17 protein-coding genes and 1 other annotated feature are annotated in these 25,304 nt (G+C 27.1%); of the genes, 16 read left to right on the top strand and 1 reads right to left on the bottom strand.

All coding sequences use genetic code 11. From position 1 onward, the window contains the following. Positions 1-5 precede the first annotated feature (5 nt). The 15 genes from BN346_RS17045 (at position 6) to BN346_RS17120 (ending at position 22,191) form a co-directional block, all read left to right on the top strand. Positions 6-665, top strand: coding sequence for a potassium channel family protein (locus BN346_RS17045; RefSeq protein WP_040330178.1), 660 nt, complete (start codon positions 6-8; stop codon positions 663-665). 11 nt (positions 666-676) lie between these two features. Continuing rightward, on the top strand, positions 677-1,465 hold the full coding sequence (locus tag BN346_RS17050; RefSeq protein WP_040330179.1) for a TrmH family RNA methyltransferase: 789 nt from the start codon (positions 677-679) through the stop codon (positions 1,463-1,465). A gap of 56 nt (positions 1,466-1,521) precedes the next feature. Then, positions 1,522-1,776: a binding site (T-box leader), on the top strand. A 73-nt stretch (positions 1,777-1,849) separates the two neighbouring features. Beyond that, on the top strand, positions 1,850-2,869 hold the full coding sequence (pheS, locus tag BN346_RS17055) for a phenylalanine--tRNA ligase subunit alpha (protein ID WP_040330180.1): 1,020 nt from the start codon (positions 1,850-1,852) through the stop codon (positions 2,867-2,869). Positions 2,870-2,891: 22 nt separating this feature from the next. Further along, positions 2,892-5,273 carry a phenylalanine--tRNA ligase subunit beta gene (gene pheT, locus BN346_RS17060; protein WP_040330181.1) on the top strand — a complete coding sequence of 794 codons (2,382 nt, stop codon included), beginning with the start codon at positions 2,892-2,894 and terminating at the stop codon, positions 5,271-5,273. Positions 5,274-5,421: 148 nt separating this feature from the next. After that, on the top strand, positions 5,422-6,615 hold the full coding sequence (locus tag BN346_RS17065) for a cell division protein ZapA (protein WP_040330182.1): 1,194 nt from the start codon (positions 5,422-5,424) through the stop codon (positions 6,613-6,615). 570 nt (positions 6,616-7,185) lie between these two features. Next, a complete protein-coding gene (locus tag BN346_RS17075; protein WP_040330185.1) occupies positions 7,186-9,543 on the top strand; it encodes a U32 family peptidase in 2,358 nt (785 codons plus the stop codon). A 9-nt stretch (positions 9,544-9,552) separates the two neighbouring features. Then, positions 9,553-11,922, top strand: a complete 2,370-nt coding sequence (locus BN346_RS17080; protein ID WP_040330187.1) for an endonuclease MutS2 — start codon at positions 9,553-9,555, stop codon at positions 11,920-11,922. Between the two features lie 452 nt (positions 11,923-12,374). Continuing rightward, entirely contained in the window at positions 12,375-12,848 is a 474-nt protein-coding gene (locus BN346_RS17085) for a 2-thiouracil desulfurase family protein (protein WP_040330188.1), read from the top strand. 36 nt (positions 12,849-12,884) lie between these two features. Further along, a complete protein-coding gene (locus BN346_RS17090) occupies positions 12,885-13,901 on the top strand; it encodes an alpha-hydroxy-acid oxidizing protein (protein ID WP_040330189.1) in 1,017 nt (338 codons plus the stop codon). A gap of 348 nt (positions 13,902-14,249) precedes the next feature. Then, positions 14,250-15,146: a phosphate butyryltransferase gene (locus tag BN346_RS17095; protein WP_040330190.1), complete on the top strand. Its 897-nt coding sequence runs from the start codon at positions 14,250-14,252 to the stop codon at positions 15,144-15,146. A gap of 126 nt (positions 15,147-15,272) precedes the next feature. After that, positions 15,273-17,039 (top strand): indolepyruvate ferredoxin oxidoreductase subunit alpha, encoded by a 1,767-nt coding sequence (iorA, locus tag BN346_RS17100; RefSeq protein WP_040330191.1) that lies wholly within the window; start codon positions 15,273-15,275, stop codon positions 17,037-17,039. A gap of 2 nt (positions 17,040-17,041) precedes the next feature. Further along, complete coding sequence (locus BN346_RS17105) at positions 17,042-17,617, top strand: indolepyruvate oxidoreductase subunit beta (RefSeq protein ID WP_040330192.1); 576 nt, start codon at positions 17,042-17,044, stop codon at positions 17,615-17,617. Between the two features lie 203 nt (positions 17,618-17,820). After that, the gene (locus tag BN346_RS17110) at positions 17,821-18,657 is read left to right on the top strand and encodes a hypothetical protein (protein WP_040330194.1); all 837 of its coding nucleotides are present in this window, start codon (positions 17,821-17,823) and stop codon (positions 18,655-18,657) included. Positions 18,658-18,820: 163 nt separating this feature from the next. Beyond that, positions 18,821-20,281 carry a lipopolysaccharide biosynthesis protein gene (locus tag BN346_RS17115; RefSeq protein ID WP_040330195.1) on the top strand — a complete coding sequence of 487 codons (1,461 nt, stop codon included), beginning with the start codon at positions 18,821-18,823 and terminating at the stop codon, positions 20,279-20,281. Between the two features lie 167 nt (positions 20,282-20,448). Then, entirely contained in the window at positions 20,449-22,191 is a 1,743-nt protein-coding gene (locus tag BN346_RS17120) for a cell wall-binding repeat-containing protein (protein WP_040330196.1), read from the top strand. A gap of 48 nt (positions 22,192-22,239) precedes the next feature. Here the strand turns inward: BN346_RS17120 and BN346_RS17125 are convergent, their stop codons facing one another. Beyond that, the gene (locus BN346_RS17125) at positions 22,240-23,730 is read right to left on the bottom strand and encodes an aminotransferase class I/II-fold pyridoxal phosphate-dependent enzyme (protein WP_040330197.1); all 1,491 of its coding nucleotides are present in this window, start codon (positions 23,728-23,730) and stop codon (positions 22,240-22,242) included. Positions 23,731-24,205: 475 nt separating this feature from the next. Between BN346_RS17125 and BN346_RS17130 the strand changes: the two genes are divergently transcribed. After that, positions 24,206-25,279 (top strand): tetratricopeptide repeat protein, encoded by a 1,074-nt coding sequence (locus tag BN346_RS17130; RefSeq protein WP_040330199.1) that lies wholly within the window; start codon positions 24,206-24,208, stop codon positions 25,277-25,279. Positions 25,280-25,304: the final 25 nt, after the last annotated feature.

Raw genomic sequence — 25,304 nt, forward strand, 5'->3', positions numbered from 1 at the left:
ATAAAATGAGCAAAAAACAATTTATTGTAATAGGATTAGGTAGATTTGGAACATCTGTTGCACAAACACTATACTCATTAGGAAATGATGTATTAGCTGTAGATAAGGATGAAGATGTAATACAGAATATTGCAGATAAGGTAACTCATGCAGTTCAAGTAGATGCAAATGATGAATATAGTTTAAGAGCACTTGGAATTAGTAACTTTGATGTTGCAATAATAAGTATAGGATCAGATGTTCAAGCTAGTATATTATCAACATTACTTGTAAAAGAGTTAGGTGTTAAACATATAATAACTAAAGCTAATGATGCACTGCATGCAAAGGTACTTTACAAAATAGGTGCTAATAGAGTTATATTCCCAGAAAGAGATATGGGAGTTAGAGTAGCACATAATTTATGTTCATCTAATATATTAGATTATATAGAATTATCACCAGATTTTAGTATTGCAGAAATTGCAAGCTTAGAAGCATGGTATGGTAAATCATTAAAAGAACTTAACTTAAGAGCTGAGTATGGAATTAATGTAATGGCAATAAAATCTAATAATGAAATTAATGTAGCGCCTTCAGCAGATGAAGTTATTTCAAATGGTGATGTAATAGTAGCTATAGGAGATACAAAAGAATTGAACAATTTAGAAAAACAATCTAGATAGGAGATTAAGATTTGCAGTATATTACAAGTAAAGAAAATTCTTTGATAAAAAATGTTAAAAAATTAAAAGAAAAAAAACATAGAGTAAAAGAAGGTTTGTTTTTAATTGAAGGGTTTAGATTTATAGAAGAAGCAATAAAATCTTCATATAATGTGAAATATATATTTATTGATGAAAGTTCTCCTAGTGAGCTTTATGATAAATATATAAAAAAATATAATCTTAATGATTCTACATACATGGTAAGCAAAAACATATTCAATGCTATTGCTAGCACAGAAACTCCACAAGGTTCAGTTGCTGTAATTGAGGATAAAAAGCTACCAGTAGTAGATTGCGAAGGTTTTTATGTATTAGTAGATAAAGTTCAAGATCCAGGAAATTTAGGCACAATAATAAGAACTGCACATGCATCTGGAAGCTTAGGTATAATAATGACTAAAGGGACTGTAGATATATATAATGAAAAGACTTTAAGATCAACAATGGGTTCAATATTTAATATACCAATAATAGAGGATAAGGATTTATCTTTTGTTAATGAGTTAAGAAATAAAGGATTTAAAGTTATAACTAGTTCTTTAGATACGGAAAATAACTTTTATGATGTAGATTTGAGTGGAAAAGTTATAATATCTGTTGGTAATGAGGGAAACGGTATTAGTGAAGAAATTTATAATATTTCAGATGAAAAGGTGAAAATACCTATGCCAGGTGGTGCTGAGTCATTAAATGTATCAGTTGCATCTGCAATAATGATGTATGAAGTAGTAAGGCAAAATGATATTAAAGTAAAATAGATATTGAATTTGAAAATAAATATATGTATAATAAAATTTATATTGAGAATTAAATATTTTAAACTATGAAAGAGAAAAGTAAATATAAAATACATACAGGGAATAAAAATCATAGACTGAGAATTTTTAAATGAAGATTTTATATTGAAGTTCACTCTGGAGTTCTAACAGTGAAATTAAGACACAAAAAATAATTTGATAGTTTTAGTCTTTATAAGTAGTTGTTAGCGAGTAAAATCGATAAATTTTAACTAAGAGGAGCTTATTTTAAGTTCAATTAGGGTGGTACCGCGGATATATCCGTCCCTTCTATGGGATGGATTTTTTTATTTGTAAAATTTTAAAATTATAAAATAAATGTTTAAGAAGGGAGTCACAGAAATAATGAAAGAAAAATTAGAAGCAATTAAAGAAACCGCATTAAAAGAAATTGAAGCAGTTTCAGAAAAAGCAAGTCTTGAAGATATCAGAGTTAGATATTTAGGAAAAAAAGGTGAGCTTACTCAAATCCTAAGAGGAATGGGGGCTTTGTCATCAGAGGAAAGACCTATAGTTGGAAAACTTGCAAATGAAGTTAGAAGTGCTATAGAAGAAGAAATAGAAAAAATATCTAATGATATAAAAGAGAAGGAAAAGAAAGAAAGACTTAAAAGTGAGGTTATAGATATATCTATGCCAGGTAAAAAGCAAACAATAGGAAAAAGACATCCTATAGATTTAACACTTGAGCATATAAAGGATATATTCTTATCAATGGGATTTTCTGTTGAAGAAGGACCAGAAGTTGAAAAAGATTATTATAACTTTGAAGCATTAAATATACCAAAGGATCACCCAGCTAGAGGGGAACAAGATACTTTTTATATTAATGATAACTTAGTATTAAGAACTCAAACATCACCAATACAAATTAGAACTATGGAAAATCAGAAACCACCAATAAAAATGATTGCACCAGGAAAGGTTTATCGTTCAGATGCTGTAGATGCAACACATTCACCTATATTTTATCAAGTAGAAGGATTGGTTATAGATAAGGGAATAACTTTTGCAGATTTAAAAGGAACATTAGATTTATTTACTAAAAAAATGTTTGGAGATAATGTAAAAACTAAATTTAGACCACATCATTTCCCATTTACAGAACCTTCAGCAGAAATGGATGCAACATGTTTTGTTTGTAACGGTGAAGGATGCAGAGTTTGTAAGGGTGAAGGATGGATTGAAATATTAGGATGCGGAATGGTACATCCAGATGTTTTAAGAAATTGTGGAATAGATCCAGAAGTATATAGTGGATTTGCTTTTGGATTTGGATTAGATAGAATGGTTATGCAAAAATATGCAATTGATGATATAAGATTACTATATGAAAGTGATATGAGATTTTTAGATCAATTCTAGTAAGAGTATAGGAGGAAGAAAGATGAAAGTTCCAGTTAAATGGCTAAAAGATTACGTTAATATAGATATTTCACCTAAAGAGCTTGGAGATGCACTAACATTGTCTGGTTCAAAGGTAGAAGAAGTAGTAACTACAGGAGATGAAATTACAAATGTAGTTACAGGAAAAATAACAAAAATAGAAAGACATCCTGATGCAGAAAAATTAGTTATTTGCGCTGTTGATATAAATAAAGAAGAACCAATTCAAATAGTAACTGCAGCTACAAATATGAAAGAGCAAGATATAGTTCCAGTAGCTCTTCATGGATCAACTTTACATGGTGGGCTTAAAATAAAAAAAGGTAAACTAAGAGGTATTGTATCTGAAGGTATGTTCTGTTCAGAAGAAGAATTAGGAATAGCAGGAGATGAACCAGTACATGGATTATTGATAATGCCAGAGGATACTAAAATTGGAGTGGATATAAAAGAAGCTATAAGTATAGAAAGTTCTACTATAGAGTTTGAAATAACATCTAACAGACAAGATTGTTTTAGTATTATAGGAATAGCAAGAGAAACAGCTGCTACACTAAGAACAAATTATAAAATGCCTAATTTTAGTTATACTTGTAAATGTAGTGAGAATGTTAATGATAACTACAAAGCTGAAATAAAAGACGATTTATGCAGAAGATACATGATTAAAGGCATAAAAAATATAAAAATTCAACCATCACCAGGTTGGATGCAAGAAAGACTTTTAGAAGCTGGTGTTAGACCAATAAATAATATTGTAGACATAACTAACTTTGTAATGATTGAGTTAGGTCAACCATTACATGCATATGATGCAAGAGAAATAAAATCTAATAAATTTGTTGTAGAGAGAGCATGTGAAGGTGAAAAATTTACTACTCTAGATGATGTTGAAAGAACATTAGATAAAGATGTATTATGTATAAAAGATGGAGAAAATACAGTAGGCCTTGCAGGAATAATGGGAGGATTAGATTCAGAAGTTAAAGATGACACATCTATGATTCTTTTAGAAAGTGCTAACTTTAATGGTGTAAATATAAGAAAATCATCTAAAAGATTAGGCTTAAGAACAGAGGCATCATCAAAGTTTGAGAAAGACTTAGATCCAAATTTACCAGCTATGGCTATAGAGAGAGCATGTGCGTTAATTGAAGAGTTAAATGCTGGAGAAATTATGGAAGGCATTATTGATATATATCCACAAGTAAAAGCAAGCAAAACTTTAAAAGTAAGTGTTGAGTGGGTAAATAAATTCTTAGGAATTAATATATCTAAAGAAGAAATGAAAGGTATATTAGATAGTTTAGATTTAAATACAGAAATCGAAGGTGAAGACACTCTTATAGTTACATCACCAACATTTAGAAGCGATATAAATATAAAAGAAGATGTTGCGGAAGAAATTGTTAGAATTTATGGATATAATAATGTTCCAGCTACAATTGCTTTATGTGAAGCAGAAAAAAGTGGTGAAAGTGAAAAACAAAAATTAGAAAAGAAAGTGATTAGCGCTTTAACAAATAGTGGATTAAATCAATCAATAAGTTATTCATTTGTAAGCCCTAAGATATTTGATAAGTTATTAATACCAGAAGAAAGTTCTTTGAGAAACGCTGTAAAAATAAAAAATCCATTAGGTGAAGATTATAGTATAATGAGAACTACTACATTAGCTTCTGGTATGGAATCATTAGCTAGAAACAATTCTAAAAATAATGATATTGTTAGACTATTTGAGATAGGAAAAGTTTATGTTGGAACTGAAGATCCATATGAATTACCAACAGAAACAGAAACATTAACTATATCTATGTATGGCAATATGGATTACTTAGATATAAAAGGTGTTGTAGAAAATGTTTTAGCTACACTTGGAATTAAGAGTGTTTCATTTAAAAGAGAAAGTGAAAATTCATCATTCCATCCAGGAAAAACAGCTGCTTTATATATAGGTAGAGATTATATAGGTGTAGTTGGAGAAGTGCATCCAGATGTTGCAACTAATTATGAAGTAGAAGAGAGATGCTACTTAGCAGAATTAAATTTAAATGCTCTATATAAGTATGCTAAAATTGAAAGAAAGTATGAGGCTCTTCCAAAATTCCCAGCGGTTACAAGAGATATAGCTATACTTGTAGATGATGAGATTTTAGTTCAAGAAATTGAAGATACTATAAAAAGACAAGGTGGCAACATATTAGAAAGTTGCAAGCTTTTTGATGTATATAAAGGAAAGCAAATACCAGAAGGAAAGAAAAGTGTCGCTTATGCTATAGTCTATAGACACAAAGACAAGACTTTAACTGACAATGAAGTAAATAAAGTACATGATAAAATATTAAGAGCTCTAGAACATAAACTAGGTGCAGAATTAAGATAAATACAAAAGAAATGGTTAAAAAGAATTGTTCTTTTTAGCCATTTTTTTATATTTAATAATTATTGAAAAAATCATGACATTATGTGTTTCATTTCGGAAAATCATATGATAAAATATTAATAACTATAATCATTAAGAGGGTGTTTGTTTGAACATTATAACTGTTAGAATTAATGGAATGGAATATAATTTAAAAGGTGAAGAAAACGATGAATATTTACATATGGTAGCTAAGTATGTAGACAATCGTATACAAGAATTAATGTCAACTAATAAAAAGTTAAGTCCTGGAGATGCAACTATATTAGCAGCTTTAAATATGGGTGATGATATAATAAAAGGAAAAGAAAATTATGAAAGAGTAGCTGCAAATTATAAACAATTAAATGCAGATAATAAACTTTTTATTGCTGAATTAGAGAAGATGAAATCTAAAGTAGAAGCTTTAGAAAATGAAAATAAAAAAGTAAAAGATGAAAATGAAAGTTTACAAAATAAAAACTTAGAATTAGAAAAAAATAAAGAAGAGTTAATGCTACAATTGGAAAATGTAAATAGTATAGAAGAAGAGATAAAATTAAAAGATATACAAATAGATGAATTATTAAAAAATGAAAAGCTTCTTAAAGAAAAAGAAGAAGAAATTAAATTGAATAATGAAGAATTGCTTGAAAAAATGACTGAAATAGAAGTGTTAGAGAATGAATTAAAAGAACAAAAAGAAGAAACTAAACTTAGAGAAGCTGATTTAATTATGAAAACAAAAGATTTAAAAGAATCGGAAAAGAAATCTCAAATATATGTAGAGCAATTAGAAACTAAAGATTTAGAAATTCAATCTATGGAAGAAGAAATATCCTTATTAAAGGAAAAACTACAAAGCAAGTTACATCAGTTTGAAAATCAAAATGAAGAAATTAAAATAAAAGAAACTGAAATAAAAGATAAAATAATTAGAGTTCAAAAAGCAAGTGATGAGATTACTTTAGAAAATAAGAACTTAAAAGAAAAATTAGAAAAAGTAAGTAATGAAAAACTTGAGAATGAAGATAAGTATAATAAGCTTTTAGAAGAAATAGAAAAGCTAAATACGGAATTAGACATTACTACAGATCTATCTAAAAACTTAAAAAAAACTAATGAAAGTTTAATGGAAAAGCAACTTAGATTAGAAAAGTGGAATAAACAACTTTTATCACAAGTAAAAGAATTAAGAATGGCTAAAAGTGCACAGCTTGCAAAAAATAAAGATTTGATGGAAGAAATGGAGAAAATAGGAACAGAGTTATCCATTGAAAAATTAAAAAATAATAAATTATTAAATGTAAAACATAGCTTGTAAAATAATTTTTACAAGCTATGTTTTATGTATAGGAATCCAAGTTTAAACTTTAACTTATTCATGTTTCAGTTGAGAATTCTAATTAATTTAATTGAAAATGGAAAATTGAAAGTTGAAAATGAATGTAAAAATTGGATTTCCAATTTTAAGAAATGATTTTTTATTAAATTTGCAAAGCAAATTATTTAAACACAATATAAAAACTGAATTTTATAAAATATCCAAAGTAATAGGGATAGTTACTATTGAAACTGTGATTAGTAAGAACATTATAATGGATAAATATTATACTGATTTTATTTGAAGTACAAATAAAACATTGTAGCGGGGATTTCAATCCCCGTGATATTCACCACCTCTATTCACTTTTCACTCTTACTTTTTAATTGCTTTCCAACATGATAATATAATAATCTGTAAGATTAGTACTATCATTTAAGAAAGACATTACTTTAAATTTGAACTTGTAACCCTATACTATATTGGATTTATGTTAATACTATTGTTATAATTAAATAAGTAAAAAAATTTGAAATGAAAATTATATAATTTCAAAATGGGAGTGAAAAGATGAATAAAGTAGAATTATTAGCACCAGGTGGAAGTATGGAAAGTTTATATGCAGCTGTTTTATCTGGATGTGATGCAATATATATGGGTGGAAGTAAGTTTTCGGCCAGAGCCTACGCCAATAATTTCAATAACGAAGAGCTAAGAAATGCGGTAGATTATTGTCACATGTACAATGTAAAAGTATATATAACAGTTAATACTTTAATAAAAGAGGATGAACTTAATGAAGCAATAGATTATGTTAAGTATTTATATGAAATTGGAGTAGATGCATTAATAATTCAAGATTTAGGTTTATTTTATATTTGTAGAGAATTACTTCCTGACTTTGAAATGCATGCATCAACACAAATTACAGTACATAATGGAGAGGGTGCTAAATTTTTAAATAATTTAGGATTCGAAAGAATTGTATTATCAAGAGAGTTATCTTTAAATGAAATAGAATACATATCAAAAGGACTTGGAATTGAAACAGAAATATTTGTTCATGGAGCATTGTGTGTTAGCTATTCTGGTCAATGTCTTATGAGTAGTATCATAGGTGGAAGAAGTGGTAATAGAGGCAGATGTGCACAACCATGTAGACTTCCATATACAATAATGAATAGAAAAACAGGAATAAGTAAGGATGGATATTTATTAAGTCCTAAAGATATATGTACTTTTGAAGAAATTCAAAACATAATTGAAAGTGGAACATCTTCATTAAAAATAGAAGGTAGAATGAAAAGACCTGAATATGTAGCAGGGGTTGTTGGTAGTTATAAAAAAGCAATAGACAGTTACTATAATAATGAAGAAATTGATGTAAAGGCAGAATATAAAAAACTTGAACAACTTTTTAATAGAGAAGGGTTTTCAAAAGCCTATATGTTTGGAAATGTAGGCAAAGATATGATGGCTTATAATTGTCCTAAAAATAGTGGAATATATCTTGGAAAAGTTCAAAAAGATTTAACTATTAAATTGGAAGAAAATCTACATGTAAAAGATGGAATAAGAATTAAAGATGATGGATTTTCAGTTGCTGGAATAAAAATAGGAAAAATGGAAGTTGAGAATGCGAAAAAAGGGGATGTAGTATCATTAAAGCCATTAAAATATAAAGTGAATGATGTACTATATAAGGCGGGAGATACTAATCTTTTAGAAGAACTTTCTAAAGTATATCAAAATATTTTTGCTAAAAAAATACCATTAGATTTGAATGTTGAATTTAAGATTGGAAAACCAATTAAATTATTAGTTAAATTTAATGAAAATACATTTGAAGTAAATGGAGATATAGTAGAAGAATCAATAAAAAAACCAATGGATAAAGAAAGTTTAATTAAATCATTAAATAAACTTGGAGATACTCCATTTGAATTTAAAAATATAAGATTTAAAGAATTTGAAGAAGGCTTCATGAGGATATCTTCTATAAATTCAGTAAGAAGAGAACTTATAGATAAAATTTTAAATTCAATTTTATCAAATTACAGAAGAATAGATAAAAATAATAAAAGTATACATTCAATTGTAAAATCTAAAAATGATGTTTATGATTGTCCTAAGTTTATGGTTTTAGTAAGTAATAAAGACCAATTAAAAGCAGCAATAGAATGTAATGTGCCTAATATAGCAGTAGATTGTTTCTTTAAAGGTAATAAAATTGATATGGAAGTTATAAATAATCATAAAGAAATTAATTTTTATATTAAAACTCCAAATATAATAAAAGAAGAATTTGAAGGAATTTCAGAATTTATAGAGAAACATTTAAAGGGGATAAAAGGAATTATTACTTCTAATTTAGCAATTATAAGTAGATTTAGTGGAAGAACTAAATTGATAGGTGATTATAAGTTAAATATATTTAATAGTTATACTGCAGAATTTTATAAAAATTACTTAGATTTAGGTGTTATTAGTGTTGAATTAAACAATAAAGAGTTCAATAATGTGGTGAAAAAATCATCATTGAAACCACAGGTAATAGTATATGGGAAATATGAATTGATGGTTAGTGAATACTGTCCAGTTGGTAGTGTTTTAGGTGGAAAGACTGCTAAAAAATCCTGTGGAGAAAAGTGTTCTGAGGGAGATTATATACTAAGAGATCGAAAAGGTGAGGATTTTAAAATTTTAACAGATAAATATTGTAGAAGTCATATTTATAATAATGTTCCTGTGAATTTAATTCCCAATATGAAGGAATATAGAAGAAATAATATTGAATGCTTCAGAGTTGATTTGATAGATGAGAATTATGAAAAATCAAAAGAAATAATAAAAATGGCTATGGATGAAAACTTTGAAGGAGATTATAAGAATTTTACAAGGGGTCATTATAAAAGAGGAGTAGAGTAGGTGAAATAAATGCAAGAAAAAACTTTAAGGGTATTAGAATACAATAAAATAAAAGAAAATATCAAGAAATATGCAAAGACTTTGGCAGCTAAAGATTTAATAGATAGTTTAGAACCATATAGTAGCATATATGAAGTAAAAGAACATTTAGAAGAGACTAAGGAAGCATTTAGTCTTTTGATAAAAAAAGGTAATCCTCCATTTGAGGGAATCTATGATGTAAGAGAAGGAATAAATAGAGCTAAAAAAGAATCAACATTACATCCAGAACAACTTTTAAGAATAGCATCAATGTTAAAATGCAGTAGATTATTTAAAGATTATATATCACATAAAGATGATGAAGAGGGTTATAGAGTATTAGAAGACATTTGCATAGGTATAGTTCCATTAAAAAAAGTAGAGGATGATATTTTCTTTGCAATAGTAAGTGAAGAAGAAATAGCTGATAGAGCATCTGATGAACTTTATCATATAAGAAGAAAGTTAAAAGAAAAGTCATCATCTGTAAAAGATAAGGTGAATTCACTAGTTAGATCAAATTCAAAATATCTTCAAGAAAATCTTTATACAATTAGGGGAGATAGATATGTATTGCCAGTAAGGTCTGAATATAGAGATCAAGTTCCAGGTCTTATTCATGATCAAAGTGCAAGTGGAGCAACATTATTTATAGAGCCTATGGGACTTGTGAATTTAAACAATGAAATAAGTGAATTAATAATAAAAGAAAAGAAAGAAATTGAAAGAATACTAAGAGTGCTTTCAAAAAAGATAACAGTGAATGCTGATGTGGTAGAAAATAATGCGGATATATTATGGCAATTAGACTTTATATTCGCAAAAGCTAAATATGCTGGAGAAATAAATGGAGTTTTACCTAATATAAATAATGAAGGAATAATTGACTTAGTTGAAGCGAGACATCCATTAATAGATCCCAAAGTAGTTGTGGCTAGTGATATATATCTAGGGAGAGAGTTCACATCATTAGTTATAACAGGTCCGAATACTGGTGGTAAAACAGTAACATTAAAAACAGTAGGATTAATACATTTAATGGCTATGAGTGGAATTTTAATTCCTGCAAGAAGTAATTCAACAGTAAGTTTCTTTAAAAATATATATGCAGATATTGGTGATGAACAAAGCATAGAACAAAGTTTATCAACATTCTCATCGCATATGACTAATATAGTTGGAATAATAGATGAAGCTGATGAAAGTTCTTTATGCTTATTCGATGAGTTAGGATCAGGTACAGATCCTACAGAAGGTGCAGCACTTGCAATGTCTATATTAGAAAATTTAAGAGAAAGAGGGACTAGGATAGTAGCAACTACTCACTATAGTGAATTGAAGGGTTATGCCCTTAAAACTATGGGGGTAGAAAATGCATCAGTTGAATTTGATGTTGAAACTTTAAGTCCAACATATAAATTGTTAATAGGAATACCAGGAAAATCTAATGCTTTTGAAATATCAAGAAGATTAGGGCTTCCAGAGTATATTATTAATACTGCAAAAGAAAATATTTCTACTGAAAGCCTTAATTTTGAAGAACTTATACAAAGCTTGCAATCTAAGAGCATAAAAGCAGAAAATGATGCAAGAATGGCTGAAAGTTTAAAAAAGGATGCGGAAAAATTAAAGGCTAGATATGAAGAAAAATTATATAAATTTGAAAAGGCAAGAGAAAATGCTTTATATTCTGCACAAAGAGAAGCAAAAAATCTAATTAAAGAGGCGAAAGAAGAGTCAGATGAAATCCTAAAAAATATTAGAGAAATTGAAAGAATGGGATATGGCAATGATGCAAGACAAAAACTAGAAGCTGAAAGAATGAAAATAAAACAAAAATTAGAGAATGCTGAATTAAAAGCACAAAAGAAAGAAGAAGAAGCTAGTGGAGAAAAATTAAAAACGGTTAATGAAGGTGATGAAGTTTATTTACCAAAATTAAATCAAAATGTAATTGTTATATCTAAGGTTGATTCAAAAGGTGAAGTTCAAGTTCAAGCGGGAATAATGAAAATTAGTGTGAAAGTTTCAGACTTAAGAAAAGGAAAAACTACTAAAGAAGATAAAGTAAAAAGAAAAATGGAAAAAAGAGAAGCTAAGCTAAATATGAGAAATGTAGCAACATCTGTAGATTTAAGGGGTATGGATTCTCAAGATGCAATATATACTGTAGATAAATACCTAGATGATGTATACTTAGCTGGACTTAATGAAGTTTCTATAATTCATGGAAATGGAACAGGAGTTTTGAGAAATTCTATAAATGATCTATTGAAACGACATCCACATGTAAAATCTCATAGACTTGGTAAGTATGGAGAAGGTGGAACAGGAGTAACAATAGTAGAAGTTAAATAAAACACAAATTCAAAAGATTTTCTGAATCGATTTTTAAAGAAATACTAATTTAAATAAATTATGTTTCTTCATGAAAGAAAAAAATTTTCAATTGATAAATGTGTTATTTCAAGTTGAAAAAGAGAAATTTAAAGTGTTGTACAAAAATTAACAATTAACGATGAACAATTAACAATGAAGGATAAAACTGAAAGCTCAGTTTTTTAAATAGATTTTTAAAATAATTTGTAAAACAAATTAATTAAGGATTATATAAAAACTTAGTTTTTATGAACTTTTATTCAAAAATATTAGGAACGAAGTGAATAATATTAACCATCATTGTTAATTGTTAACTGTTAATTATTAATTTGTTCCAAATATTATAATAGAATAAACTGTAATATTAGTAGTATGGGTTAATAAATATATTATTTTAAACTTGAACTTGGAACCCTATATATGGAGGAGTTATGATATTAGTTAGTGCATGTTTATGCGGAGTAAATTGTAAATATAATGGTGAAAATAATTTAGATGAAAGAGTCTTAAAGTTGTTACAAGAAGGAAAAGCTATACCTGTTTGTCCTGAACAGTTGGGTGGACAAGAAACACCAAGACTTGCCCATGAAATTGTAGATGGGGATGGGGAATTAGTTTTAAAAGGTGAAGCTAAAATTTTAAGCCCTGATGGAAAAGAAGATGTAACAAAAGAGTTTGTTAAAGGTGCTACTGAAACTTTAAATATAGCTAAAAATATAGGAGCACAGTATGCTATTTTAAAGGCAAGAAGTCCATCATGTGGGTTTGGAAAAATTTATGATGGAACTTTTAGCGGTAATAAAATAGATGGAAATGGAGTTACTGCTGAATTATTACATAAAAATGGTATAAAAATATTTACTGAAGAAAACTTAGAGGAATTTCTAAATATAGTAGATATTTAAAGAGATTAAACTTAAGAAGGGTTTGGTGGAATAACAATGAAAATGAAAGATGTAAAATTAAATGCAAGACAAAACTTAAATGAGAGTTGTAAAGTTTGTAGAGCATGTAATGGAATTGCATGTGCAGGGGAAGTACCAGGTATGGGTGGAAAAGGTACAGGTGAAGCGTTTAAGGCAAATTTTGATGCATTAAATAATATAAAATTAAATATGAGAGTTATGCATGATGCTAAAAATCCGAATATTGAAACAGAATTATTTGGAAGAAAAATGGATATACCAGTATTTGCAGCACCAGTAACAGGCACTACTTTAAATATGGGTGGTAAATTTACAGAAGAAGAATATATAACATGGGTTATAGAGGGTTGTTTAAATGCAGGGATATATCCAATGGTAGGCGATACAGCTGTAGATGCATTTTTAATGACTAACTTAGAAGTCTTAAAAAAACATGATGGAAATGGAATTGTTTTTATAAAACCTTGGGAAAATAAAAATGTAATTGAAAAAATAAAATTGGCAGAAGAAGCAGGAGCCTTTGCTATAGGTGTAGATATTGATGCCTGTGGATTAATAACATTAGCATTACATGGAAAACCGGTTATGCCAAAAGGTATAGAAGAAATAAAAGAACTAGTACAAAGCACTAAATTACCATTTATATTAAAAGGAATAATGACTGTTGATGAAGCTATTCTTGCAGTGGAAGCAGGTGTAGATGCAATAGTTGTTTCTAATCATGGTGGAAGAGTGTTAGATCAAACTCCAGGAACAGCAGAAGTTTTACCGAAAATAGCCAAAGCTGTAAAAGGAAAAACTAAAATCTTAGTAGATGGTGGAGTGAGAAGCGGAGTAGATATATTAAAAATGTTAGCATTAGGTGCTGATGGTGTTCTTATTGGAAGACCATTTGTAACAGCATCATTTGGTGGACAAAGTGAAGGTGTTAAAGCATATATAGAAGAATTAAAAGGCGATTTAAAATCAGCAATGGTTCTTACAGGATGTAATAGTATAAAAGATATAAATGATAGAATAATATATAAATAATAAAGTAAAAATATAGTTTAAAACTGGAATTCTGTTTCATTAGAAAATTAAAATGAAATTGAATTTCAGTTTTTTTTATTGTTAATAGATTTAATTTGCTTATTTGAAAAGATAAATTTATAAAAAATAATGTAATATTAAGTGTATATTTTAGCTGTTAAAATTGACAAGTAAAGCTGAATAGGTATACTTAAATTAGGAATATTTTCACAAAATTAACATTATATTAAATAAGTAATATTTCATTATTTAAGACATTAATTAAAAATAAAGAATAGGATACTAAAGAAAATTGTTTGAATTTTCAAAAGTGTAAATTAATTTAAACGTAATATTGGAGGGAGACTTATGGTTAAAACTTTAGATGAGGTTATTATTAAAGCTAAAAGTGGTTCAAAAAAAACTTTAGCAGTTGCAGTTGCACAAGATGAGGTTGTTTTAAGTGCTGTAAATGAAGCTGTAGAAGATGGTATTATAAATGCTGTTTTAGTAGGAGATAAATCTAAAATTGAAATTATTGCAGGAAAAATAAATTTAGATTTAAGTAAATTTAGAATAATAGATGAGTCTAATATTAAAGTAGCTGCAGCAGTAGCTGTAAAATTAGTAGTAGATGGAGAAGCAGATTTTATTATGAAAGGAATGCTTGGAACAGCAGACTTATTAAGAGCTGTGTTAAATAAAGAATGTGGATTAAAAACTAATAATTTATTATCCCATGTCATGATTTATGATGTTCCAAACTATCACAAATTAATATTTTTAACAGATGGTGGAATGGTAACATATCCAGAATTGAAAGATAAGATAGGAATAATTAATAATGCTGTAAAATTGGCAAATGTATTAGATATAGAATGTCCTAAAGTTGCACCTATATGTGCAGTTGAAGTTGTCAATCCAAATATGCAAGCAACTTTAGATGCAGCAGCATTAACAACTATGAATAAAAGGGGTCAAATTAAAGGTTGTATAATAGATGGACCATTAGGACTTGACAACGCAATTAGCAAAGAAGCAGCGGAGCATAAAGGCATAGTTAGTGATGTTGCTGGTGATGCAGACATATTATTAGTTCCAAGCATAGAAGCTGGAAATTTTTTAGGGAAATCACTTACTTATTTTGCTAAGAGCGAAAGTGCAGGAGTTATTTTAGGAGCAAAATGTCCTGTAGTTTTAGTTTCAAGAGCAGATACTGCAAAATCAAAATTATATTCAATAGCATTAGGGGCAACATTAGTTTAGTAAAAATGTTATTTAAGGACATGTTTAAAATATTTTGAACATGCCTAATTTATAAATACTAGATAATAAATATATTAATTAAAGTTTATTATCTTTATATATGTGTAGGGATTTGGAGGAGAAGTTATGAAAAAAGTTATTATGACTGGAAATGAGGCAATAGCTAGAGGGGCATATGAAGCTGGATGCCATGTAGCATCAGCTTATCCAGGAACACCAAGTACAGAAATTTTAGAAAATTTCGCTAAATATGAAGGCGTTTATGCAGAATGGGCACCTAATGAAAAAGTAGGTCTTGAAGTATCATCAGGAGCTTCGATTGGTGGAGCAAGAGCATTATGTACAATGAAACACGTTGGTTTAAACGTTGCAGCAGACCCATTATTTACAATGGCATATGAAGGGGTAAATGGAGGGCTAGTAGTTGTTACAGCAGATGACCCAGGAATGCATTCATCTCAAAATGAGCAAGATAACAGATATTATGCACCACATGCAAAGGTTGCATTAGTAGAACCATCTGATTCACAAGAATGTATAGATTATATGAAAGAAGCTTATGAGATAAGTGAAAAATATGACACTGTTGTATTATTTAGAGTAACAACAAGAGTATGTCATTCTAAATCAATAGTAGAGTTAAATGATAGAAAAGATGTGGAAGTAAAACCATATGAAAAAAATGTGAAGAAATATATAATGACACCAGCAAATTCAAAAGCAAAACATTATGAAGTAGAAGAAAGACTAGAAAAGCTAAGACAATACTCAAATAATTGCAAATTAAATAGAATAGAAATGGGAGATACTAAAATTGGTATAATAACTAATGGTGTATCTTATCAGTATTGTAAAGAAGTTTTTGGGGATAGTGCATCTTATTTAAAGATAGGATTTAGTTATCCACTTCCAGATGAAATGATAAAAGATTTTGCAGCCAAAGTAGATAAATTATATGTAATAGAAGAAAATGATCCATATATAGAAACAGTTGTAAAAGCATTAGGTATAAAATGCACAGGAAAAGAAATAATTCCGATTTGTGAAGAATTAAATCCAACTATTATAAGAAAAGCAATATTAAAAGAGGAACCAGTAATAAAATATCATTCAGATGTGAGACCGCCATCAAGACCACCAGTTTTATGTCCAGGATGTCCTCATAGAGGAATATTTTATGCAGTATCAAAATATAAAGATGTAATATCTACTAGTGATATTGGATGTTATACATTAGGTATGAATCCACCGTTAAATGTAGGCGATACAGTAATTTGTATGGGTGCATCTATATCAGGTGGAATAGGAATAGAGAGAGCATCTATAGTTGCAAAACGAGAAGGAAAAAAGGTATTTGCATTCATTGGTGATTCAACGTTCTTCCATTCAGGTGTAACTGGACTTATAAATTCAGTTTATAATAATACACCAATTGTAACTGTGATTTTAGATAATAGAATTACAGGAATGACAGGACATCAAGAAAATCCAGGAACAGGTAAAACACTTCAAAACAAACCAGCACCGATGGTAGACATTGAAGCATTAGCAATATCTTGTGGAATAAGAAAAGAAAATATAAGAGTTGTAGATCCATATAAACTAGAAGAAACTGAAAAAGCAGTTAAAGAAGCACATGAAAGTACTGAACCATTTGTAATAATAACTAAGCAACCATGTGCACTTATAAAAGAAGTTGCAAAAAGAAGAGCAAAATTAAGTTGTAAAGTAAATGAAGAAAAATGTAAGAAATGTAAGATGTGCTTAAAAACAGGATGTCCAGCATTAAAAATGCAAAATGGTGTGGTATCTATAGATGAATCTATGTGTAATGGATGTGAGTTATGTAAACAAGTATGTCCATTTGAAGCTATAGAAAAGGTTGGTGAATAATAATGAAGGAAGTAAAGAGTATATTATTTATAGGTGTAGGTGGACAAGGTACAATACTTGCATCTAAAATATTAACAGAAGGGTTATTAAGAAATGGATATGATGTAAAAATGTCAGAAGTCCATGGAATGGCACAAAGAGGTGGAAGTGTTACAACACAAGTTAGATTTGGTGAAAAAGTTTATTCACCACTTATAGAAGATGGAAAAGCAGATGTTATAGTTTCTTTTGAAAAAAGTGAAGCATTAAGAGCATTACCATTTTTAAAAGAAGGTGGATATTTAGTAGTTAATGACTACGAAATTCATCCAGTTCCAGTATTAATAGGTGCAGAGAAATATCCAGATGGAGTTATAGAAGCTTTAAGGAGTGAAGTTGAAAATATAGTAGTATTAAATGCAGCTAAAATAGCAGAAGATTTAGGTACAATAAAAGCTCAAAATGTTGTACTTTTAGGAGCTCTTTTAAAAGCTTTAGATTTAAAAGAAATAAATTGGGAAGAAGTAGTAACTTCATTAGTACCTGAAAAGGCTATAGAATTAAATAAAAAAGCATTAAAGGCAGGAATGGAAGTTTAAAAATATATAATTTATAAGAAGATTGTCTTATTAAAAAAGGACAATCTTTTTTTATACATATTAATAAAATTTAATTTAATTATTGGAATTTTAAAAAAATTTGATATAATGTATTTATATTTTAAACATAATACATATGATATAGAGTTTGAGATTTTATGTAAATAGTGAAATATATTAGATAATTAATAAGGAGGGGTTTTATGGCAGCACTATATGAGTCACCATCAAAGCAATTGGAGGATAAGTTAAAAAAATATAAAAAAGCAATGGAAAAAATTTATGTATCTAAGCCTATTGAATTATATAATAAGTTATATAGAGAAGTAATTTTTGAAAAAGGAGGATTAAATGTATTTAGTACTTCTCCACAAAATTACATGTATGTGGATGAAAATGATGATATCATAGAAGATAAAATTTTTTGTGAAAGATTAGCAAGGATATTTTATTATATGGATATATATTTAAATGAAGAAAAGGGCAGTGTCTTAGCAGCTCTTCAGGATGAAGATGATACAAATAGAGATAAGCATGATTATAAAAGTGTTTTAGAGGGATTAGAACTTTTAAAAAATAAAAATAAAGAAGATGTAGAAAAGGTAAGATATGTTATAGAAAGATTACCAAAACTTAGAGAAAAGACTAATGAAAAATTGAAGATATTAAAAGAGCAAATAGAAATTGAAAAAGAAAAAAATAAGTATTTCAATGAAAAAATGATAGAAGTACTATATCCATACTATAGAAATGTTATGGAAATAAATTATGAAAAAATATTACTTATAGGGAAAGCTAAAGACAATTATGTTGAACTTAAAAAAAATGCAGATAAAAAAAGAAGAACTAACAATTTATTATTTAACACAAGACATACAGAGAAGCTTATGAGAACACATTATGTATTAGGATATTACAGTAACTTACTAAGATCTTATGGAAATGTGTTAGATATGAATTATAATCAATACATCAGAACACTGGATAATGCAGGATTTAGAATGGCAAAAAATAAGATGGCATCTCTTAGAAATGCTTAAAATAAATATAATATATTAATAATGTTAAGAATTAGAATCTATTAAGAAAAGTTAATAGGTTTTAATTCTTTGTAATTTTTAAAAGAAAATTGTAGTTGACACTAATTAAAACATATATATAATAAAGATTATGTTTTAATTATTTTAAAGAAGGGTAAATGATATGAGTAATAAAAGTTTATTAAATAAGTTTTTGTCATTTTCTATTGGGAGTTGGGTAACTTTTATAATAGGTATATTTAGTGCACCTATTGTAACTAGAATGTTTAATCCAGAGCAATATGGTATATATTCAAATTTTGAATTATATTGTACTTTGGCTATGATTATAATAATGTTTGGAATAGATCAATCATTTGTAAGATTTTTTTATGTTGAAGAAGAGCAAGATAGAAAAAGATTATTATTTAGATGCTTAAAAGTACCAATAATAACCAATATTGTATTGGTCATTATAATTATACTTTTTAGAGAACAAATATCTAATTTTTTATTTGAACAATATAGTGTAAAATTGATGTTTATATTTATACTACATATATCGTTTTTAATAATTAATAGATTTGCACTATTAGTGGTTAGAATGCAACAAAAGTCAAAAACATATTCACTATTAGTTGTAATGAATAAAGTATTTTATTTGCTTATGATATTTGTTACAGCAATTTTCTTTAAAAACAACTATATATCATTGGTATTAGCATTACTTGTATCCAATATAGCAGTAACTATATTGGCTATAGTATGTGAAAAAGGATATTGGAATATATTTAAAAAAGATACTTTAAATAGTACTATTAAAACAAGTACTAAAGAAATTTTTACTTATGGTGCACCTCTTGTTATAACTGGTGCTATACATTATATATTTCAGTCTGCAGATAAAATTGCAATTAAATATTTTTGTGGAGCAACAGAACTAGGAATATATAGTGGAGCTGCAAAAATAGTAGCATTACTGACTATTCTGCAAGGATGTTTTACTACATTCTGGGTTCCAGTAGCTTTTGAAAGATATGAAAAAGATCCGAATGATACTAAGTTCTTTGAAAAAGTAAACTTAATTGTTACAATAGCAATGTTTTTCTGTGCAATAGGATTAATATTATTTAGAGATGTATTAATACTATTTTTAGGAAAGCAATATAAGCCAGCTATGTTTATAATTCCGTTTTTAAGTTTTATGCCTATAATGTACACTGTTTCAGAAACTACAGTATTAGGTATTAATTTTAAAAAGGAACAAAAGAAACATATATATATATCAGTTATATCTTGTGCAGTTAATATAATAGGAAACTTTTTATTAGTTCCTAAGTTAGGAGCTGTAGGAGCTGGTATATCTACTGGATTATCTTATATAGTATTTTTCTCAATGAGAACATATATATCTCAAAAATACTTTAAGGTAAACTATCATTTGAAAAAGTTTTATATTATGACATTTTCATTATGTATTTATACTTTTTATGCTACATTTTATAATTTTGGATTGATGTATATAATATTAGGCATTTTAGAATTTGTTATATTATATGTATTATATAGAAAATACATAAATGATATCTTTATTTTAGGTAAAGAACTTATAACAAAAAAAATAAAAAATAAGAAAACTATATAAAATGAAAAGAAGTGGATAAAATAAAAAATTCACTTCTTTTTATTTTTTATAAAATTTGATTTTATTTTGTAACTAATTTTGAACTAAATGTAATTAAAATAATATCTAGGAAAATATTATTTGAAATAATATTTTAATTAAGGTGGTATATTGAGGTGTATTAGATTATGAAATCAAAAAGAAGAATAAAAAGGGAAAGAAATAGAAGGGATAGTTATATTAAAGTTATAATAGCTTGTATAGTAATATTGATTATTGCTACAGCCAATATGTCCATATTTAATAGTAATAAAAATATTAGTGTTGCAAAGGATGTAGAAATAGAAGATGGAAAATGTCAAACTATAAATATAAGTAATAAAAGTGATTTAGAACAAAAAATTAATATAAGAAATATATTAAAAAATAAAGATGTTGTATTGGTAAATGACAATACTTTAGAAAAAATACTAGCAGCATCTTTTGCTAGTTATAAAAACGCTACAATATTAACTATGAATAATAATGAAATAAATAATGAAACAATAGATACAATAAAAAAGTTAACTCCTAATAATATATATGTATTATTAAGTATAAAAAAAGTAAATTATGAAATGATAAAGAAAATGGATGGAATATGTAAAAATGTAAGTGTAATTAATGGAAAAGATATATATGAGCTGAATAAAAATATTGTTAAACAAATGGATAATCTTGAAAATATATTTGTAATAAATGATAAAGAAATAGAAAAAAATATTTTAATTACTAGTGCAATTTGCAAATTAAAAGCACCTGTAATATTATCTAAAGATGAAAAAATACCATATTTGCAATTACTTAAAAACAATAAATATAAAAATATATATGTTATAGGAAATGAAAAACTTAAAAATGCAAAAAAAATAAAGTTTGAAAAAATTGATAATAAGAATATATATGATTTTAATGATGAAGTAAATGAAAAATTTATGGAGAATTTTTCATCTGTTGTATTAAGTGATGGAAAAAATAGTGATGAAATTTTAAATGCATCATTGTTAAGAAAACCAATTGTATTAATAAAAGATAAAATTACAAGAAGGCACTGTAAATATTTAAGTAAAAGTAATTTCAAAAATGTATATATAACTAAAGAGATTTCAAAAGAAAATTTGGAGCAGGTTTTAAATATAAAAAACAAAATAGATAGTGGTGAAATAAAATTTAAAAAGCCAAAAGCAGCTTTCTTTTTTAGTCATGAAGATGATGTAGTACTTTTTGCACATTCAGCTATAATAAATGCTGTAAATGAATTAGGTGCACAAAATGTATATGTTGTATTAATAAATAAAGGTGATGGTTCTGGAGTTTATAGAGCTATACAAAAAAAACAGATTCCTAATATACCTTCAACAATAACAGTAGATGAATTTGTTGAAAATAGGAAAAATGAATTTTATGCGGAAATGGATGTATATGGAATTTTAAAAGAAAATATTAAATGTCTTGATATAAACGATTGGCAAACATGTAATAATATTGATAAAATCAGGGGAACTGTTAAAGAAATAAAGGGGGAAGAAAATGATTGTCAATTTTTCACATTTAGTTATTTTAATGAACCTGAAAGGGATCACGAAACACTAGGAAAAGCTTTTAGAGATATGTATGATAATCAAGAAATAGATAATGTATATTTTATAAATAAGCCTAAAGCCTATGATTTGATTTCTGATGATGTAAAGATATCAACTAATTTAAAAAGTGCAGAAGATGTTGAAAAAGCAAATCAAGCAAGGATGTGTTATATAAAACATGAACCAGAAAAAGGATTGTATGGAATAGGAAATTATTCTGTAAATGATATGTTTAAAAAATTAAATGAAAATATAAATCAAGGTGGGTATATATATGGATCAATACCAGGTCAAAAAGATGATAATTAAATATTAAAAAATACCATGTGAAGTACATATTCACATGGTATTTATATATTAATTTACATCAATGTATACAGCATCTTCTTCTTTAACAACCTTTATATATTCAACATTTGGATCTTCCGTTCCCTGAACATATAAACCAGTATCTTTTAATTTTTGAACATAGTCAACTATTTCTTTAGTGATTTTTTCACCAGGACATAATACAGGAATTCCAGGAGGGTAAGCCATTAAAAATTCTCCACTTATCATTCCTACACTATCTGAAATTTTGACAGCAGTATTTACACTGTTGAAAGCTTCACTAGGAATTTGAATTTGCTCTGGTATTTCAGGAATATCTATAAAGTCCGCTTTTTTTATTCCTTTTCCATAGTATTCGTCACTTATTTCTTTTAGGGCATCAAGTAATTTATTCATTCCTTCTTCAGTATCGCCAAATGATCCAACAATTAATACATTGTATAGATCAGATAATTCCATTTGAATATGATATTTGTTAGATAATATCATATCTAAATCATATCCAGTTATACCTAAATCTCTGCAAGTTATAGTGATTTTTGTTGGGTCAAAAGCATATGCTCCAGGCTTTCCAAGTATTTCTTCACCAAAGCAATAAAATCCAGGAATCTTATTAACTTCATCTCTAACATAATTTGAAAGTTCTATAGTTTTATCTAATAGTTCTTTACCTTCTAAAGCTATTTGCTTTCTAGCCGTATCTAGAGAAGCCATAAGTATATATGAAGGAGATGTAGTGTGCATTAAATTTATAACCTGTCTAACTCTACCTATGTTAATTCTTTTAGAATTAACATGAAGTAATGAAGCTTGAGTTAAAGCACCTATTATTTTATGTGTACTTTGTGCACATATATCTGCACCAGCTTCCATTGCTGACATAGGTAATTTGTCATTAAAGTTTAAGTGAGGTCCATGAGCTTCATCAACAATTAGTGGTATATCATAAGAATGAACGATATTACTAATTTTTTCTATATCAGTTGCAACACCATAATATGTAGGGTTTATTATTAATACAGCTTTAGCATCTGGATTAGCTTTAAGTGTAGCTTCAACAGTTTCAGGAGAAACACCATTTGCAACACCTATTTTTTTATCAAGCTCAGGTTGCATATAAACTGGAATAGCACCAGCAAGTATTATTCCGCCAGTAATGGACTTATGCACATTTCTAGGAATTAAAATTTTATCACCAGCACCTACAACAGAAAGTATCATGGCTTGGATTGCGCCAGATGTACCATGAACTGAAAAAAAGCATGCATCAGAGCCGTATGCATCAGCAGCTAATTCTTGAGCTTTTTTTATAGGTCCAGTTGGATGATGATAACTATCAACAAGTTTAAATACAGTTACATCAATTTTAAAAGGGTTTTCACCCATAAAATCTTTAAATTGTTTATATGCACCAACACCCTTTTTATGGCCTGGCACATGAAATGGAAGAGTATCTCTATTAACATATTCCATTAATGCGTCAAATAATGGTGTTTCGTGTTGATTTAATTTATACAACCAATATCCCCTCTTTCTATATACATTAAAATATTTTATTTCAATTAATTTAATCAATTAAAAAACAAGCAATATAATTTATTACATAACAGTATATAATAATACTAATTATTGCTTTTTAATTAATAAGTTATTTCATAGTTTTAAAACAAATTAATTATAAGATAATAGAAACTTAATTGCAATAGATTTCCTTAGTCATATTAAAATGAAAAATAAATGAATTTATATTTTATATTAATTTAGAAAATGCAATATAAAATATGTATATCTATTTATTATATATTAAGTATATAATAAATATGTATAAATTTTATTTTATAAAATATTAAAAAGTGTTTTTACTTGTTATTTTTTTTTATATGATTTATTATTTTAATGTTAAACATAAAAAGTAATAAGTTAAATGATACTAATTAAACGAAATTGTAAATTAGAAAACTTTTAATAAATAATATTGTTAGGATGGTGTAATATGAATATAGATAGTTATTTATTAGATAAATTATCAAAAATACTATTTTTAGAAATTAAAAAAGGTACTAAGTTAGGTAATTATGAATTTAAAGAAAATATTTATTTACCAGTTAAAAGTGAAGATGTAGTTGGAAAAGCAAAAGATGGTGATGATTTAAAAAACATTCCAATAACTTTATTTTTAGAAGGTATATTTTTTGTTCTAGGTTGTGACAATAATTTTAAATATAACAACGAGTACAAAGATATAGTAATGAATATAGATGGAAGTTTAAAGTTTATAAAGGGAAACATATTTAAAAATATTAAAGAAAGTAAATATGAAGATGCTTATATTTTATTGAAAGGATTAATAAAGGTTGAAAAATTAAACACTAATTATGATAAAGCATTTTTGCTATTAGAAGCATTAAGAAACACAAAAGTAGTATTTAAAGAAGAAGAATTAAAGCTTATAGATGAATGTAAAAAAATTATAGGATTTAGCACTCCATACTTATATGAAGCAATAATTAAAAAAGAAGATAATGATTATAAATTATCATTAGTAGCATTAAACGAATATTTAAATTTAAATGGTGAAAAAACAAATGAAGTTATAGAATTAAAAGATTCGTTAGAAATTATAACTAGTTATAATAAAGGAAAAGAAATGGTTTATAGTGAACCTAAGGAAGCTTTGAAAATTTTATTGCCATTAATGGATAAGTTAAGTGATACAGTAGAAATATACTATTATATAGCGGTAGCAAATAGAATGCTTGAGAATTATGAAAAAGCAATTTATTATTTAAATGAAGCACAAATGATAAATAATGATGATATTTCAGTTGTAAATGAGATGGGGATAAACTATGCGTCCTTGGGAAACTATGATAGTGCTATAAAGTACTTTAGAGCAGCATTTGAAGTTACAAAAGCTATAGATATATGCACAAATTTAATTATGTGCTACATAAATATAGGAGATTTAAAACAAGTAAAACTTCATATAGAAATAGCTGAAAAGTTAGACTCTAATGATGAGGTTTTAAAAGAAATAAAGTCTATGTTAAAGGATGTACAGTTATAAAAATATACATGATTATATATTAAAA

Origin of the sequence: Clostridium ihumii AP5 (assembly GCF_000612845.1) — a bacterium.
GTDB classification, from domain to species: domain Bacteria; phylum Bacillota; class Clostridia; order Clostridiales; family Clostridiaceae; genus Clostridium_J; species Clostridium_J ihumii.